The sequence below is a fragment of the Larkinella sp. genome (assembly GCF_965227735.1).
GTDB lineage: Bacteria > Bacteroidota > Bacteroidia > Cytophagales > Spirosomataceae > Larkinella.
Genome location: NZ_OZ245776.1, coordinates 4,988,639 through 5,004,527 on the forward strand (window position 1 = coordinate 4,988,639; position 15,889 = coordinate 5,004,527).

The following is a 15,889-nucleotide window of genomic DNA, read 5'->3' on the forward strand; positions in this document are numbered from 1 at the left end:
TTTTAGAATGGCCGTTAAATGGTTATACATTGTATGACAATTCGGTCAATCCTGCACCTGAAAAGGGAGGATTTACTGTATTAATTTCGAATTTACCCGCACATTGTTGAGCATAAACCCCTTGACGACGGTTTTGTCAATGGCCGCGTTTTTACTTTCCACGAGGAAGTTCTCAAAGGTAAAATGGGTGAGTTTGTCGCGTTCTGAAACCGCTACGTCAAAGAACGTATCACACACCAGTTCAATGTTTTTCAGCGTCACGTGATTCGCGAATGAAAGCGGTTGGTCCTTGCGGCCCTGTAGGTCATAAAACTGGGTCCAGGGTTTGGCATACAGCAGGCTGTGGGCCTGGCCTTTGATGTTTTCGACGGTAATGTATTCGTAGAGTTGGGGCGTATCCGGCCGCATCTTCAGCCACAACACCCGGCTGGCTTCGCTGACATGGCAGTTGCGCATCAGAATGTTCCGGTTATGAATGGCTTCACTGCCGCAGGTCAGCGCCGAATGGCAAAAGCCAAATTCACAATCTTCGATGATGATATTGGTGTTGGCACCGTTGCTGGGCACCCGGTCGGCCCAGGGACCCTTGCCGCCTTTGAGAGCAATCGCGTCGTCATTGACCGATAGGTAGCATCCCTTAATCAACACGTTGGTACAGACATCAAGGTCGATGGCATCCGTACTGGGGGCTTTCACGGGTTTGTAGGGCGAATAAATGTGGACATTCAGCACTTTCACGTTCCGGCACTGGTAGTAATGGCTGGTCCAGAAACCCGCATTGTGCAGCTTTACGTCCTGCACCTGCACGTCGTTGCATTTCCAGATAAAGACTAGCCGGGGCCGGGAAACCTCCAGATTCGTGCAGTTCGGATTTTCTTTCCGCCGGGCCCAGAAGGCCTCCCAGAAACGCAGCCCGTTGCCGTCGATCGTTCCTTTTCCCGAAATTGTAAAACCGTCGACCTGATAGGCATTCACCAGTGCCGCAAAGTAATCCAGACTCAGCCCCTCCATCCGCGACGGTAGTTTCGGGTAGTCGGCGATGTTGTCGGAGCCTTTCAGCGTGGCTCCTTCCGCCAGGTGCAAATGGGTTTTAGGCTTGAAAAATAAGGCCCCGCTCCTAAACGTCCCTTTCGGGATGATGACAACGCCCCCGCCTTTCCGGGCTGCGGCATCGATGACCTGCTGAATGGCATCGGTTTGTACAAGGGTACTGTCTGTTTTTACGCCAAAGTCCGTAATCACATACCGCTTTCCGAGTTGAACCGGGTCTACTTTCCGGATCGTCGTAAACCAGCTACTAATCGGACTACCGTCCGGGAAAGACGCTTTTACCGCGTTTTGCGCAAGCAGTGGGGTGCTTAGTGCTAGCCAACACACCAGGGCAACGATCCTTGTTTTCATACTGACTCCGTTTTGCTCAACAGGGTTTGTCTGGTAAGCAAACAGGATGTCTACTTCTACTGATTGATCTTTCTTCGCTTTCCCCTATTTTAGCGAAAGTCTTGAACCCAATCGTTTAACCTGTTGATACCATGCAAAACCGGATGACCCTGAAGATGCGATTTACCCTGCTGCTGACCCTCTGTCTGAGTGCTGTCGGTACGTTTGCCCAAGTGCCAAACTCGCCTTTGCGTGTCATCGTTATTGGCGCTCATCCGGACGATTGCGACCTGGGTGCGGGTGGAATTGCCGCTATTTATTCCGCCATGGGTCACAAGGTGAAATTTGTGTCGATGACCAATGGTGACGCCGGGCATCAGGACATGGGTGGGGGCGAACTGGCCCAAAGAAGGTATAAAGAAACCCAGGAAGTGGCTAAACGGCTGGGCATTACCTACGACGTGCTCGACAATCATGACGGGGAACTGATGCCCACCCTGGAAAACCGCCTGGCAGTCATTCGTAAAATCCGGGAATGGAAGGCAGATCTGGTGATTGCGCCACGGACCAATGATTATCACCCGGATCACCGAAACACGGGCGTTGTCGTGCAGGATGCGGCTTATCTGGTCATCGTGCCCAACGTGCTGAGCAGTGTGCCTCCGCTGACCAAAAATCCGGTTTTTCTCTATTTTCGCGACGGTTTTCAGCGCCCCAATCCGTTCCGGCCCGACATCGCCATCGACATTACCGAAACACTGGCGAAGAAAGTAGACGGTCTCGATGCCCACACCTCCCAATTCTATGAGTGGCTGCCCTGGACCCGACAGGATCTGGCCAACGTTCCCAAAGACCCCGTGGAGCGCAAAAAATGGTTGCTGGCCGCCATGGAAAAGCGGTCTTCCCTGACGCCGGAGATTAAAGCTTCCGTCGAAAAATGGTATGGCCCGGAAAAGGCCGCGAAGGTCAAATCGGTTGAAGTCTTCGAAATTTGCGAGTACGGCAGACAGCCCGGCCCGGACGAAATCAAGCGCCTTTTCCCCATGTTGCCGCGCTGACATTGGCAAAGTAACGGGCTACCGACGACGCTTTCCGGGCGTTTCGATAAACCGGCTTTTAGACCCTCATCCGTTCATACACCGGATTGCCGGCCACCGGGTCGATGCCGAACAGTTCGATGTATAACACCTTCGGCATCAGGCCAGAACCGGGTTCGAGTTGCACGAAGACTTTTTGCAAACAGGCTTTTTGCCCGTTGATGGTCGTTAACGCCATCGGTCGGCCCTGTTGGACATCCACCCAGATGGTGCGTTTTTTGAAGGCATTCAAATAAATCTCAAAACTGTTTTCGCTGCGATTCAACGCTTTGTGTTTGTAGCCGTATGCCAGTTTCCACTGAATCATCGACAGCGATTCGCGTTGTCCCTGCTCGGCGTAGCGAATCCAGTAGACACTGACCGGATCGCTCGCATCCAGCCGCCGACCGGCTGTTAGATTTGCTTCATAAATAACGGTGTTGGTGTTATTGCTCCGCTGAATGTAAAACAGCCGGTTGGGAGCCGACGGCGGCACCGGAAACTCGCGGACGCCGGCCAAAACCGGGATGAATGCGCTGGTCAATTCCAGTAAAAACAGAAAAAAGGAGGTGTGGAGGCTCTTCGTGATCATGATTCAGTAGTTTGTTGTTTACGACCCTAAGACCGCTATCATTGATGTTACCCCTACGCCGGTTTTGAAAAATTTAGCGGATCGTGCAGCGTGCAGCCCGTCATTTTTTCTTCTACTTTCGCACAACTTAACTGCTTTCAGCGTTTTACGCAGGTATGAAGTCATTCCTTTTTCGATTCGGTGTTGTTCTGACTGTCCTGGTCCTTGTTAACCTGCTGTCGTCGTTTTTGTTTTTTCGGGTCGATCTCACGCAGGACGGTCGCTACACGCTATCGGAAGCCACCGAAAATCTGCTGGCGAATCTCGACGATGATGTGCACGTTAACGTCTATCTGACGGGCAAACTGCCACCGGGTTTTAAACGGCTGGAAACCAGCATTCGCGAAACACTGAACGAGTTTCAGGCCCGGGCCGGGCAGGATCTGACATTCCGGTTTATCGACCCCACCGCCAATCCGGACGCCAAACAACGCGCCGAACAACAGACGCAACTGATCCAGAAAGGATTGGCTCCCACCAGCCTGAATTTTACCGCCGAAGGCAATCAGCGCACCGAGCAACTGATTTTTCCGTGGGCGATTGTTTCTTACAAAGGCCGCGAACAGCCGGTTTTGCTGCTGCGCGGAAACCGCTCCAATTCGTCGGAAGAGCAGTTGAACCAGTCGATTGAAAACGTGGAATACGAACTGGCATCGGCCATCCGTCGGCTGACGATCAAGGAGAAAAAAGTGCTGGGGGTGGCGATTTCCTATACCAACGTCGAACCGCTCCGGCTGTCCGATCTGCTGGCGACACTCAATGCGTTTTACGACATCAAGCTGATCAATTTGCAGGAATCCCGCGATTTGGTGGGGCTGGATGGGTTGATTGTACCCAAACCCGACCGCGCCTTTTCGGAAGCCGACAAATACAAAATCGACCAGTTTGTGGTCAACGGCGGCAAGGCCCTGTTTTTTGTCGATGGCCTGAAAATCGACAGCGTCGGGCGGGAGGGCACCTTCGCCCAGCCACTCGACCTGAACCTGAACGATCTGTTTTTTCGCTGGGGCATTCGGGTCAACAACGACATTATCAAAGACTTAAGCTGCGCCATGATTCCGCTGAACGTCGGCGATATGGGCGACAAACCCAACGTTCAGATGTTGCCGTGGCGGTTTTTTCCATTAATCAACACGTTTGGGAAAAGTCCGATTGTCCGCAATCTGGATGCGGTTTATACGCGGTTTACCAGCACACTTGATACCGTACAGGCTGTGGGCGTTGCAAAAACGCCCTTGTTGATGACCTCACAATACACCAAAATCCTGAAAGCCCCGGCCTTGGTGAGCTACAACGAAGCCCGGCAGCAACCCGACCCACGCACCTACAACAACGGCGTTCAGATGATTGCCTGTTTGCTGGAAGGTCGTTTTCAGTCGCTCTATGCCAACCGCATTCTGCCCGGCGACCCACGCGCTGCAGCTTTCAAGGCCCTGGGAGAATCCACCAAAATCGTGGTTTGTTCCGACGGCGATCTGCTCATCAACGACATCAATTACCGCACCAACACGCCCTATCCGCTGGGCTACGAACGGTTCTCGAAAAACACCTTCGCCAACAAGGATTTTGTGGTCAATGCGGTCAATTACCTGCTGGACGATAACGGGATCATTGCGGCCCGCACCAAACAGGTGACGTTGCGGCCACTGGACAAAATCCGGATGAAAGAAGAGCGCACGCCCTGGCAACTTCTGAACCTCCTGGGGCCGGTGGTTTTGGTCGCTTTCGTGGGCGTCATCTGGCAATTCGCTCGCCGGAGAAAGTACGCATAGGGAGGGAAAAGCTATTACACAGAGTTTATCAGAGAAAATCAGGGGTAATCAAAAAACTCTCTGATAAACTCTGATTTTCTCTGATAAACTCTGTGTAACAACCCCTGAAAATTCGACTATTTTTCCTACTTTTGTTCTCATTGGACTAACGGCCCCAAACAAAATTGCATATGAAATTCATCGTTTCCTCCTCCGTATTACTCAAGCAACTTTCGGCCATCAACGGTGTGGTGGCAACGAATCCGATTGTGCCGATTCTGGAAAACTTTCTGTTCAAACTGGAAGATGACATCCTGACGGTCACGGCTTCTGATCTGCAAACGACCATGATCACCAACATTGCCGTGGAGTCGTCGGAGAAGGGAGCCATTGCCATTCCGGCCAAACTGCTGCTCGATACGCTGCGCGGTTTGCCCGAACAACCGATCACGTTCAACGTCAATACGGAAACCTTCGGAACCGAGATTCTGACGGATAACGGTCGCTATAAACTATCGGGCGAAAATCCGATCGACTTCCCGAAAATTCCGACGGTCAACCGCAGCCTGACGGTCGAACTGTCGTCGGATGCTTTACTGAGCGCTATCAACAATACGGTTTTTGCCACCAGCACCGACGACCTGCGCCCGGCCATGACGGGGGTGTATCTGCAACTGACCGCCGGGAGCGCGACGTTTGTGGCCACCGACGGCCACCGGCTGATTCGCTACCGCCGGACGGACATCAGCTCGCCCAGTGATTCGTCGATGATCATTCCGCGCAAAGCCCTGACGCTGTTGAAGGCTTCTTTGCCCGAAGCCGCGCCGGTGAAAGCCGAGTTCAGCCAGTCGAACGCATCGTTTACCTTTGCCGGATCGCCCGCCGGATCGACGCAGATGATCTGCCGGTTGATCGACGAGCGGTTCCCGGATTTCGAAAACGCTATCCCGACCAACAATCCGAACATCATGACGATTGGCCGGACGGACATTCTGAATTCGCTGAAACGGATCATGATTTACGCCAACCGCACGACGCACCAGATCCGGCTTTCGCTGAAAACAAACTCCCTGACTATTTCCGCCGAAGATCTGGATTACAGCAATGAAGCCAACGAAAAACTGCTCTGCGACTACGACGGTGATCCGCTGGAAATCGGCTTTAATGCCAAATTCCTGACCGAAATGCTCAATAACCTGAGCGCCAAAATGCTCTCGTTCGAGATGTCGGCCCCCAACCGCGCCGGTCTGATCATTCCGGCCGACAAGGAAGAAGACGAAGATATTCTGATGCTGGTGATGCCGGTGATGCTGAATACGTACGCGTAATTGGTGATCCGATAGGCTTGAGTGTTTTTAATTTCAAATAATAAATGGTGAATATTAAATGTAAAAGTGCTGGTACTGAGCAACTTTTACATTTAATATTCACCATTTTGCATTTATAATTATTTTATTTTTCACGCCACACCCGGCTTCCTGGGGCATACGGTTGGCGGTGGCCGGAACCGCTCGGCCGGTTTGAACACCCTGCATCAAAAAGCCGTTGCTCCCATTCCCCCGCCGTAAAATCAGTTCACGCCCTCTTCCTGATTTTTAGATTTGCCTTTGTTGCGCCTATTCGTATATTTGAGTTTGTTGCGTATTCTAACCGGACGGCAAATCAGTCTTTTTGCTTTCTTTTCTGAAGCTTATCCTTTCTGTCCGGAAGCGCGATTTTTTTACGACCAACCCGGCAACATCGAGTTTGGTGCAGTCAGGCAGTAATCATTACGGTGTTATGAAAGTCTCTCCCACGGAACCGTTTCAACTGGTCTATTCACTCCTGGAACACGAGTTTCTGGGGTATCTGTTTGAAGCCTTCGTCGTGCAACTCAATGCGCGGGGTGAGCTGACGTTGCAGAACCAGACGCTGTCGGCCAAAAACGCCGGGGAGTTTGCCAGTGAACTGGATGACGCTGATTTTGAGCTAATTCGCATCATCGACGAAATCCAGCAGGACGTCATTCTGAAAAAATTCAATCCCAAAAAATTACCGGCGGTCGATTTCTTTCTGAAGATTTACGACACCCAGAAAGGTGATAAAGAACTGCGGGAACGGATTTGTGAGTACCTCGAAACCCGCCGGGCGCTGATTCTGGAGCGACTGGCCGAAAAACCGTTGTACGTCATGGGCAACGACGGCAACCCGGCCTGGATGTCCGTTGAGCGGATGCCGGACAAGGCCCGCGTCTTCTTCAACTTTGTGCGGACCGAAATTTCCACGGAATACTTTCCCATTATCAAATACGCCGGGGAACGGGTCGAATTTCAGTTCAAGGATGCGCTGTTGATTTGCGACGATCCGGCCTGGATGATGGTGGGAAAGCGGTTGTTTCATTTCGACAAAAATGTCGACGGCAAAAAACTGCGGCCGTTTCTGCAAAAAAGGAATATCGTTATTCCGAAAAATATTGAGGATCAGTACTATCACCGCTTCGTGGCCCCCCTGATTGCGTCCTACGACGTATACGCCAGAGGGTTTGAGATTCGCAGCGAAGTGCTGCCGCCCGCGCCCGTGCTGACGGTTTCGGAACATGCCGTGGCGCAACGGGCCACGCCCGCGCTGTTCGATCAGGCGGTTTCGAACGGCCATCGCAATGGAAACGGGGCGTCGGAACGGATGAATAATGTGCTGACGGAAATGGCCCAGGCCGCGCCCGTCGACGACTCGCAGGTGGTTTTCGACCTGCTGTTTCAATACGGTCAGTTCACGTTTCGCTACGACGGTTTTACGGATTCGTCCAACGTCAGCATCGAAAAGAAGGGCGACGACTACGTTTTTCACAAGATTCGCCGGGATGTCCGGAAAGAGAAATCGACGCTTTTCTGGCTCAAGGAAAACGGCCTCGAACTGAAAGACAATGGCCATTCCAAACTCGGGAAAGCAGTTGCTTTCGAGTGGCTCCAGCAGAACCACAACCGGCTGGTGGAAGCCGGTTTTCAGATTTCGCAACACGCCAGCGATGCCAAACGGTATTTTTTGGGCTATTCGTCCATCGTAGTTTCGATCAACGAAACCCGCGACTGGTTCGACATTTACGCGAAAGTGCAATTCGGCGAATTTGAAATCCCGTTCATCAAGCTGCGTTCGCTGATTCTGAACAAGAAACGGGAGTTTACGCTGCCCAACGGCGAAGTCGCCGTCATTCCCGAAACGTGGTTTACGAAATATTCGGAACTCTTCGCGTTTATGGAGCACGAGGTCGACAGCGACCGGCTGGTGCTGCACAAACACCACATTGCGCTGGTGCAGGAGTTGCAGGAAGAGAGCCTGGCGTCGGCGGTGATCAGCCGGAAGCTCGAAAAACTGCGGAGTTTTGAAGAAATCAATGCGCACCCGCTGCCCGCCGGTTTCAAAGGCGAATTGCGGCCTTACCAGAAAGCGGGGTACGACTGGCTGCAATTCCTGAACCAATACCGGTTTGGCGGTTGCCTGGCCGATGATATGGGGTTGGGAAAAACCGTCATGACGCTGGCGATGTTGCAGTCGCAGAAGGAAGCCGGTTTTACGGAACCGACGCTGCTCGTGATGCCCACTTCGCTGCTGTATAACTGGGAGCTGGAAGCCAAACGGTTTACGCCCGGCCTGCGTGTGATGGCCTACACCGGCACCTACCGCGACAAAAATACCGCCCAGTTCGATGACTATGACGTCATTCTGACCTCGTATGGCATTGTCCGGATCGACATCGATTTGCTGAAGATGTACCGGTTTCATTACATCATTCTGGACGAATCGCAGGCCATTAAAAATCCGTCGTCGCACATCACCCGGGCAGTCATGCAACTCGACTCGGCCCACCGGCTTATTTTGACCGGAACGCCGTTGGAAAACAGCACGATGGATTTGTGGACGCAGATGACGTTTATCAACCCCGGTTTGCTGGGAAGCCAGACGTTTTTCCGGAATGAGTTTCAGATTCCGATCGAGAAAAAGAACGACGAGCAGAAAACGCAGCGGCTTTACGGCATCATCAAACCGTTTATGCTCCGGCGGCACAAGTCGCAGGTGGCGCGTGATCTGCCCGAAAAAGTGGAGAATATTCACTACAGCGACATGTCGCCGGAACAGGAGAAGCAGTACGAAGAAGCCAAATCGTATTACCGGAACCTGATTTTGGAACGCATTGAGGAAGACGGCATGGCCAAATCGCAGATGGTGGTTTTACAGGGTCTGACCAAACTGCGCCAGATTGCCAACCACCCGCGCATGATCGACGAAACCTACGAAGGCAACTCCGGTAAGCTCGACGACATGGTGATGCGGCTGGAAGGGGCGATGGCCGACAATCACAAGATTCTGGTATTCAGTCAGTTCATTAAGCACCTGGACGTTGTTCAGCAGTATTTGCAGGAACGCGGGATTCAGTATGCCTACCTGGACGGTTCGACACAGGACCGGCGGGGGCAGGTGGATCTGTTTCAGAACAACGATTCGATCAAACTGTTTCTGATTTCGCTGAAAGCGGGCGGATTGGGCCATAACCTGACTGCGGCCGATTACGTGTTCATTCTGGACCCCTGGTGGAACCCGGCCATCGAGGCCCAGGCCATCGACCGCGCCCACCGGATCGGGCAGAAACGGACGGTTTTTACTTACAAATTCATTTCCCGAAACACGGTGGAGGAGAAGATTCTGGCCCTGCAACGTTCCAAGCAAAAGCTCGCCAGCGACCTGATTACAACCGAGGAAAACTTCATGAAATCGTTGACCAAGGAAGACATTCTGGCGTTGCTGGATTGACCGGATCAGTTCAGATTCAGCAGTGATTTCAGCCGTTCGTAGAAACCGGTATTTTTGAACGTGAAGGTTTTGTGCAGAATGTAATTGGAGATGAAGCTCAGGCCCATCCCGAACGTGTGAGAAAACAACTTATTAACGTTCACGGTCTTGACCGATCCTGGCAGTGTAAACACGTAAATCCCGTTCTGACTGACCGAAAAGTTGTACAGGGCCGACGCGCCGTAGACCGTGATCAGGCAGGAAATCACCGAAACCATCGCAAATTTAACCATCTCCCGGCGGGTTTTAGTCGAATTTTTGGCGTTGAATGCCAACAGTTTGGTGAGAAAAAAGCCGATGAAAAACGAGCTGATGTAGCCCAGTAAGACGCCATTTTCGTAGGAAACCTTGAACCACTCCTGAAGCAAGGAACTCACAACAATTTGCAGGGAGGCACCAATGGCCGCAACAATGAAATAGGCAATTAGGTCTTTTTGATTGAATAGTTTGTCCTTCATAGGTTAAATAGAGATGAAAGAGGTTAGACGGGAGAAATGAGGCAGATGGTTGATCATCAATGGGTTAATGTGTCTCTTGTCTTTCACCTCTTGTCTTGTACGCTATTTTTGGTACTTCCTGCTTGTGATATGAACGTGCAAATTAACAGGAAGAGTTGGAATTGTTGAGAACCGGGCGGGTGCGGAAAAACGGATTATTTATTAAAAAATCAAAAAACGGCTAAAACAGTCATTTTAAACCCAAAATTGCTGATTGAAAAGACAAAAAATCCAGCCCACGGTTAAAACCGTGGGTCTATGACAGAATAAGTGGAGTTCGAAACCGTTTCAACGGTTTTATGCCCCAAGCCGTTGAAACGGTTCAAAAATGCCTAATTTGATTTATTATCATAATCGCACGTTCAAAACCGGGGGCTGAGCTTCGATATGCGCTTGCAGCAGGAAGGCAACGGGACGCTAAGTAGATAGAATATAGTGTCTTAAAAAGTACGATAAAGTCCGAATTGGGGCTACTTTTGCGGAGGATTGTTACAAGTATGCTTACATTCAACCCCAAAACCCGCATTGGTATTCTCGGAGGAGGTCAACTGGGCCTGATGCTGATTCAGGCCGGGATCGACTGGAACCTGATCGTCCATATTCTCGACCCCGATGCCGAAGCGCCCTGCCGCCATCTGGCTACGGCATTCACACAAGGGTCACTCACCGACTACGACACGGTTTATGAGTTTGGCCAGCAGGTCGATGTGCTGACGATTGAAATCGAGCGCGTGAACGTCGATGCCCTGGAAGCTCTGGAGCGCGAAGGAAAGCGGGTTTTTCCGCAGCCGTCGGTGATCCGGATTATTCAGGACAAACGGGCGCAAAAACAATTTTACCGCGAGCACAACCTGCCGACCGCCGATTTCATTCTGACCGAAAACCGGGACGATGTGGCGCAGGCTTTAGCAACTCGTCCGGGCTTTTTGCCCGCTTTCCATAAACTGGGCCGCGATGGCTACGACGGGCGCGGGGTTCAGCGCGTTGCTTCTACGGACGATGTCGACAAAGCCTTTGACGCGCCGGGCGTTCTGGAAAAAGCCGTTGATTTTGAGAAAGAACTGGCGGTGATTGTCGCCCGCAACGAGCAGGGCCAAACGGCGACCTTTCCGACGGTCGAAATGGTGTTTCATCCCGAACAGAATCTGGTGGAATACCTGTTTGCCCCCGCAGCCATTTCCGAAACCGTCGACCGGCAGGCGCAGGAAATTGCCCGAAAAACCGCCGAAGCCTTCGGGATTGTCGGTTTGCTGGCAGTGGAGTTGTTTCTGACGAAAGACCAGCAAATCATTGTCAACGAAGTCGCTCCGCGTCCGCACAACAGCGGTCACCATACGATTCGGGCGAACGTAACGTCGCAGTTTGAGCAACACTGGCGGGCCATCCTGAACCTGCCCCTGGGCGATACGTCCATCCTTTCGCCAGCCGCAATGATCAACCTACTGGGCGAACCCGGCCACAGCGGCCCCGCCCGATATGAAGGCATGGAAGCCCTGCTGGCAATGCCGGGCGTGTTTCCCTTTCTGTACGGTAAAAAAATCACCCGCCCGTTTCGCAAAATGGGACACATTACCGTTATTAGTTCGGATTTAGAACAGCTTCGGGCGAAAGCCGAAACCGTTAAAGAAAGTATAAAAGTCAAAAATGATGAACGATGAATTGCTCGCGTCAGCTAATTCATCATTCATCATCCTACATATGGTTGGAATCATCATGGGCAGCAGCTCGGACCTGAAGGTCATGCAGGAAGCGGCCGACATATTGACTGAGTTGGGAGTATCGTACGAAATCGATGTGGTTTCGGCCCACCGGACACCGGAAAAAATGGTTGACTATGGCAAAACCGCCCGCCAGCGCGGTTTGAAAGTCGTGATTGCCGGGGCGGGTGGCGCGGCTCATTTGCCAGGAATGGTCGCTTCGCTGACGACCTTGCCGGTAATTGGTGTGCCGGTGAAATCCAGCAATTCGATCGATGGCTGGGATTCCGTTCTGTCGATCCTGCAAATGCCTTCGGGTGTGCCGGTGGCGACAGTAGCCCTCAACGGCGCGCGCAACGCCGGAATTCTGGCGGCTCAGATTGTGGGAACGTTCGATGAAACCGTCGCCCAACGGTTGCAGGACTACAAGGAAGACATGAAAGTGAAAGTGGAGAAAATGAGTCAGGAGGTTAAAAACAGATAAAAGGTTTACGGTTTGCAGTTTTCGGTTGGCTGACGCACGAATAAGAATGCGTGAGCCAACCGAAAACGGTAAACCGTAAACCGAAACCCCAATTATGGAAACCGAAAATGCGAAGCGTAACCCCCGGCAGACGGAGGGTTCAAGTTTGCCCACCATTACGCTGGCCGTTCTGATTCTGACGATTCTGGCCCTGTTGTATGTGGGCTACGAGTACGTGGCCGATGACACGAAAGGGTCGGAAGAACTGACCAGCGTTGCGTTGGATACGACGGTGCAAAAACCGGTAGAACTGCCGCTGGAACCGGAACTGGTGGCACCCATCGAAATCGATACGTCCAGCCGGAATGCGCCCGTCGATTTGTCGCAGACGGCCCCCTCGCCCATCGATGAGGAAAAGGAGGTTCCTAAAAAACCGGCTTTGGATTCCGAAGAACGCCCGGCAGTGGGCAAACCGGCGGAGAAACCGGTAGCCGAAGTCAAAGAAGAAAAACCGGTGCGGGAAGAGAAACCCGTTGAGGAAAAACCGAAAGAAGAAAAGCCCAAGGAGGAGAAAAAAGAAACGCCCAAAGTGAATGTTCCGGCGGGTGGCGTGTCGATTACGCATACCGTAAAACCGGGCGAAACGATCTACAGCGTAGCCACCAAGTATAACCTGAGTATCAGTACGTTAAAAGCGATGAATCCGGATTTGAAAGACAATGCGGTCAAGGCCGACGTGACCAAACTGAAGGTGAAAGCCCGGGCGTATCATACCGTTGGGGCCGGTGATATTCTCCGTGTCGTGGCTGAAAAATACGGGGTTACGGTCGATGCGCTGATGAAAGCGAATGGGAAAACCAAGAATTATGCCGCCCGGGGTGAGAAACTGGTCATCCCGTATGCCGAGAAGCAGTAGGCAGTAGTTTCCGAAGTAGATTGACTTATTTGAAACATTCCGCAGTTGCAGCGTTAAAACTTACGAACCCATTTTATGAAAACCGTTTTTGCCACCCTTCTATTTTTTGGTCTCGCCCTGACCGGCGCTTCCGCTCAAAACAAAATGAATTCATCCGATCTCACCCACGTCGTCCTGTTTAAATTCAAACCCGAAGCTACGCCCGCGAAAGTGGCCGAAATTGTAGCCGCTTTTGAAGCCTTACCGTCCAAAATAAAAGAAATCAAGGGCTTTAAGTGGGGAACCAACAACAGCCCGGAGAAACTCGACAAGGGCCTGACGCACGCCTTTGTGCTGACGTTTGCGAACGAAAAAGACCGGGATACTTATCTGCCGCACCCGGCTCACAAAGAATTTGGTAAACTCGTTGGCGGTTGGCTGGCCGACGTCACGGTGGTCGATTTCACCAACCAGGCGAAATAATCAAGAAAAAAGGCAACGGGAAGTACCGGTTTTAGCCGTTCCTTCCCGTTGCCTTTTTTCCTGGTTTGCTACTCTTTTATCTTTTCGGGTTCTGCCAGAAAGCCCTTCCGTTTCAGGAGTGTATCCATAAACTTCAGTTCGTTTTCGGTGGTGAAGATCGAATACGGCAGGTAGAGGAACTGGGCATTTTTCATGCCTTTGGCCACGATTTTGGCCAGCCAGTTTACTTTCATGCCGTTCATCGCCTGGTCGTTGGAAACCACCATGACGTAGGCGGTTTTGTCTTTGGTCACGCTCCGGATCTGATCCCATTTCAGAATACCACCTTCGCGGGCGTTCAGTTTCAGCAGAATCTGGCGGCTGTCAATCTCGTAGACGTACTTTTGAAACAGTGATTTGGTCTGTTCCATTTGCGTGATGCCCGTAAATTGGACGGCCCAGAACAGCACGTAAAGGATGGTGAGGAGCACAATGACGAGGTAAATCCACCAGTTTGGGTAGACGCCCGTCACGTTCAGCATGGCATTGGCAAAAATGAGACCCAGTGGGACGAAACCCCAGTACCAGTTGTTTTTTACCCAGCTACGCATCGCCAGACTGATGTAAGTTTTCTGGTCGAGGGCGTATTTTTTGGTTTTGATAATCATGAAATAGATAAACTTTTAAGACAAGAGAGGTTAGACAAGAGAACAAAGAAAAGAAACTGAGCGTCTTTTATCTCTTGTCTATCATCTCTTGTCTAATCAGAGTTGCAAAAGTACGAAAAGGCTTCGTTTATTTTGAGCATTCGGCGTTTTCGGGTAATTTTCATTTTTTACCATCGACTTCCCTGATCGGTTATGACTTCCGAGACTACCCAGATTCTGACCCGCGTACAAGTAGAGCAAAAAATACGCCGGATTGCCTTTGAGATTTACGAGAACAACTTTGAAGAATCCGACGTGATTCTGGCTGGCGTATCGGGCGAAGGGCATGTGCTGGCCGAACGACTGGCGGAGGTGCTGCGGCAGATTTCCCCCCTGGAAGTTAAGGTGATGAAAATTATGCTCGACAAAACCACGCTGGAGCAACCGCCGGTGCATCTGGATGGCGAGGAGTCGGTTTTTACCGGTAAATCGGTCATCGTGATTGATGATGTTCTGAACTCAGGCCGAACCCTGGCGTTTGCCCTGCAACCGTTTCTGAATGTACCCGTGACCAAGCTGAAAGTCGCGGTGATTGTCGACCGTGACCACAAACGCTACCCCGTTGCCGCCGATTACATTGGCTACAAACTCAGCACCACCCTGACCGAACACGTGCTTGTGGTGCTGAGCGACGAGGACCGGATTGGCGTGTATATGCAGTAGAAAGTGTACAACCGTTTACCGAATAACCGTAACCCGCAGGAACGTGGCATCTACCGAAGTGAGATTCGGATTGGTGCTTTTGTTCTGACTGGCAAACAGGTCTTCTAATTCGCGCTGTAGCTCCAACGCTTTCCCATTTTTTTCGGCGGCTTCAAACGCGTTCATGGTCGGGCCGTAATAGTTTTTGAACGCCTGAACGAATTCGGAGGGGGAATACGGGGCATTGAAGGTAAAGGTATCTTTCATAAAGGTTATGTTGTCTTTGGAAACACCGGCTTTCTCGAAGCGTTCAGTAACGTGGCTTTCTACTCCCCACAACATGGGGCTGATGAACCCTTCCGGCGGTGGGGGCGTATAGGCCGAGCTGATTTTTAGTATTTGGGCCACCAGCGTAGGATCGCCCGGTATCCAGTTTCCCATGACGATCCGGCCACCGGGACGGGTCACCCGAACCATTTCTTTGGCGACCTCAAAGGGCTTTGGAGCGAACATGGCCCCAAAGATGCTGACGACGAGATCGAAGCTTTGATCTTCCAGTTCCTGCAAATCGGTCGCATCTCCTTCCTGGAACGTGCAATTGGTCAGCCCTTCCGCCTTGGCCCGCCGGTTACCGGCTTCAACCAGATTCCGGGCGATGTCAACGCCTAAAACCGTTGCCCCCCGTTGGGCTTCCGGGATGGCCGTGGTGCCGTCGCCACAACCCAGGTCGAGAACGTGAAGGTCTCTGGTGATGTTCAGGTCGGCAACCAGTTTCTCACCACTTTCCCGCATGGTTGCGGCAATTTGGGTAAAGTCCCCTTTTTCCCATAACGCTTTGTTCGGATTCATGTTTCTACCGTTAGA

General features: G+C 51.8%; 14 protein-coding genes. 9 read left to right on the plus strand and 5 right to left on the minus strand.

All coding sequences use genetic code 11. The features are described from left to right. Window positions 1–72 precede the first annotated feature (72 nt). Complete coding sequence (locus tag ACO064_RS19450; RefSeq protein WP_421828894.1) at window positions 73–1,401, minus strand: rhamnogalacturonidase; 1,329 nt, start codon at window positions 1,399–1,401, stop codon at window positions 73–75. Between the two features lie 155 nt (window positions 1,402–1,556). Here ACO064_RS19450 and ACO064_RS19455 point away from each other — a divergent pair, with 155 nt between their 5' ends. Continuing rightward, the gene (locus ACO064_RS19455) at window positions 1,557–2,438 is read left to right on the plus strand and encodes a PIG-L deacetylase family protein (protein WP_421828895.1); all 882 of its coding nucleotides are present in this window, start codon (window positions 1,557–1,559) and stop codon (window positions 2,436–2,438) included. A 58-nt stretch (window positions 2,439–2,496) separates the two neighbouring features. Here ACO064_RS19455 and ACO064_RS19460 read toward each other — a convergent pair whose 3' ends face one another. Next, complete coding sequence (locus ACO064_RS19460) at window positions 2,497–3,048, minus strand: DUF4833 domain-containing protein (RefSeq protein WP_421828896.1); 552 nt, start codon at window positions 3,046–3,048, stop codon at window positions 2,497–2,499. Between the two features lie 155 nt (window positions 3,049–3,203). Between ACO064_RS19460 and gldG the strand changes: the two genes are divergently transcribed. The 3 genes from gldG (at window position 3,204) to ACO064_RS19475 (ending at window position 9,623) form a co-directional block, all read left to right on the plus strand. Then, window positions 3,204–4,859: a gliding motility-associated ABC transporter substrate-binding protein GldG gene (gene gldG, locus ACO064_RS19465; protein WP_421828897.1), complete on the plus strand. Its 1,656-nt coding sequence runs from the start codon at window positions 3,204–3,206 to the stop codon at window positions 4,857–4,859. A gap of 170 nt (window positions 4,860–5,029) precedes the next feature. Further along, the gene (dnaN, locus tag ACO064_RS19470; RefSeq protein WP_150876600.1) at window positions 5,030–6,166 is read left to right on the plus strand and encodes a DNA polymerase III subunit beta; all 1,137 of its coding nucleotides are present in this window, start codon (window positions 5,030–5,032) and stop codon (window positions 6,164–6,166) included. A gap of 451 nt (window positions 6,167–6,617) precedes the next feature. Further along, window positions 6,618–9,623 carry a DEAD/DEAH box helicase gene (locus ACO064_RS19475; protein WP_421828898.1) on the plus strand — a complete coding sequence of 1,002 codons (3,006 nt, stop codon included), beginning with the start codon at window positions 6,618–6,620 and terminating at the stop codon, window positions 9,621–9,623. Between the two features lie 5 nt (window positions 9,624–9,628). On the opposite strand, the gene ACO064_RS19480 is transcribed toward ACO064_RS19475, so the two are convergent. Then, window positions 9,629–10,120, minus strand: coding sequence for a GtrA family protein (locus ACO064_RS19480; RefSeq protein ID WP_421828899.1), 492 nt, complete (start codon window positions 10,118–10,120; stop codon window positions 9,629–9,631). Between the two features lie 536 nt (window positions 10,121–10,656). Here ACO064_RS19480 and ACO064_RS19485 point away from each other — a divergent pair. The 4 genes from ACO064_RS19485 to ACO064_RS19500 all read left to right on the plus strand — a co-directional run bounded on the left by ACO064_RS19485 (window position 10,657) and on the right by ACO064_RS19500 (window position 13,697). After that, window positions 10,657–11,817: a 5-(carboxyamino)imidazole ribonucleotide synthase gene (locus tag ACO064_RS19485; RefSeq protein ID WP_421828900.1), complete on the plus strand. Its 1,161-nt coding sequence runs from the start codon at window positions 10,657–10,659 to the stop codon at window positions 11,815–11,817. A 40-nt stretch (window positions 11,818–11,857) separates the two neighbouring features. Continuing rightward, window positions 11,858–12,340, plus strand: a complete 483-nt coding sequence (purE, locus tag ACO064_RS19490) for a 5-(carboxyamino)imidazole ribonucleotide mutase (protein ID WP_421828901.1) — start codon at window positions 11,858–11,860, stop codon at window positions 12,338–12,340. Between the two features lie 94 nt (window positions 12,341–12,434). Continuing rightward, on the plus strand, window positions 12,435–13,235 hold the full coding sequence (locus tag ACO064_RS19495) for a LysM peptidoglycan-binding domain-containing protein (protein ID WP_421828902.1): 801 nt from the start codon (window positions 12,435–12,437) through the stop codon (window positions 13,233–13,235). 75 nt (window positions 13,236–13,310) lie between these two features. Beyond that, window positions 13,311–13,697 (plus strand): Dabb family protein, encoded by a 387-nt coding sequence (locus tag ACO064_RS19500; protein ID WP_421828903.1) that lies wholly within the window; start codon window positions 13,311–13,313, stop codon window positions 13,695–13,697. A 68-nt stretch (window positions 13,698–13,765) separates the two neighbouring features. Here the strand turns inward: ACO064_RS19500 and ACO064_RS19505 are convergent, their stop codons facing one another. Next, the gene (locus tag ACO064_RS19505) at window positions 13,766–14,344 is read right to left on the minus strand and encodes a YcxB family protein (RefSeq protein WP_421828904.1); all 579 of its coding nucleotides are present in this window, start codon (window positions 14,342–14,344) and stop codon (window positions 13,766–13,768) included. 192 nt (window positions 14,345–14,536) lie between these two features. On the opposite strand from ACO064_RS19505, the gene ACO064_RS19510 reads away from it, so the two are divergent. Next, window positions 14,537–15,046, plus strand: a complete 510-nt coding sequence (locus tag ACO064_RS19510; RefSeq protein ID WP_421828905.1) for a phosphoribosyltransferase family protein — start codon at window positions 14,537–14,539, stop codon at window positions 15,044–15,046. A gap of 15 nt (window positions 15,047–15,061) precedes the next feature. Here ACO064_RS19510 and ACO064_RS19515 read toward each other — a convergent pair whose 3' ends face one another. After that, window positions 15,062–15,874 (minus strand): class I SAM-dependent methyltransferase, encoded by an 813-nt coding sequence (locus ACO064_RS19515; RefSeq protein ID WP_421828906.1) that lies wholly within the window; start codon window positions 15,872–15,874, stop codon window positions 15,062–15,064. Window positions 15,875–15,889: the final 15 nt, after the last annotated feature.

Coding starts and splice junctions, on each gene's coding strand:
- purE (WP_421828901.1), top strand. CDS start 11,858: ATGGTTGGAATCATCATGGGCAGCAGCTCGGACCTGAAGGTCATGCAG.
- ACO064_RS19460 (WP_421828896.1), bottom strand. CDS start 3,048: ATGATCACGAAGAGCCTCCACACCTCCTTTTTTCTGTTTTTACTGGAA.
- ACO064_RS19475 (WP_421828898.1), top strand. CDS start 6,618: ATGAAAGTCTCTCCCACGGAACCGTTTCAACTGGTCTATTCACTCCTG.
- ACO064_RS19485 (WP_421828900.1), top strand. CDS start 10,657: ATGCTTACATTCAACCCCAAAACCCGCATTGGTATTCTCGGAGGAGGT.
- ACO064_RS19480 (WP_421828899.1), bottom strand. CDS start 10,120: ATGAAGGACAAACTATTCAATCAAAAAGACCTAATTGCCTATTTCATT.
- ACO064_RS19515 (WP_421828906.1), bottom strand. CDS start 15,874: ATGAATCCGAACAAAGCGTTATGGGAAAAAGGGGACTTTACCCAAATT.
- ACO064_RS19455 (WP_421828895.1), top strand. CDS start 1,557: ATGCGATTTACCCTGCTGCTGACCCTCTGTCTGAGTGCTGTCGGTACG.
- ACO064_RS19505 (WP_421828904.1), bottom strand. CDS start 14,344: ATGATTATCAAAACCAAAAAATACGCCCTCGACCAGAAAACTTACATC.
- gldG (WP_421828897.1), top strand. CDS start 3,204: ATGAAGTCATTCCTTTTTCGATTCGGTGTTGTTCTGACTGTCCTGGTC.
- ACO064_RS19500 (WP_421828903.1), top strand. CDS start 13,311: ATGAAAACCGTTTTTGCCACCCTTCTATTTTTTGGTCTCGCCCTGACC.
- ACO064_RS19495 (WP_421828902.1), top strand. CDS start 12,435: ATGGAAACCGAAAATGCGAAGCGTAACCCCCGGCAGACGGAGGGTTCA.
- ACO064_RS19450 (WP_421828894.1), bottom strand. CDS start 1,401: ATGAAAACAAGGATCGTTGCCCTGGTGTGTTGGCTAGCACTAAGCACC.
- ACO064_RS19510 (WP_421828905.1), top strand. CDS start 14,537: ATGACTTCCGAGACTACCCAGATTCTGACCCGCGTACAAGTAGAGCAA.
- dnaN (WP_150876600.1), top strand. CDS start 5,030: ATGAAATTCATCGTTTCCTCCTCCGTATTACTCAAGCAACTTTCGGCC.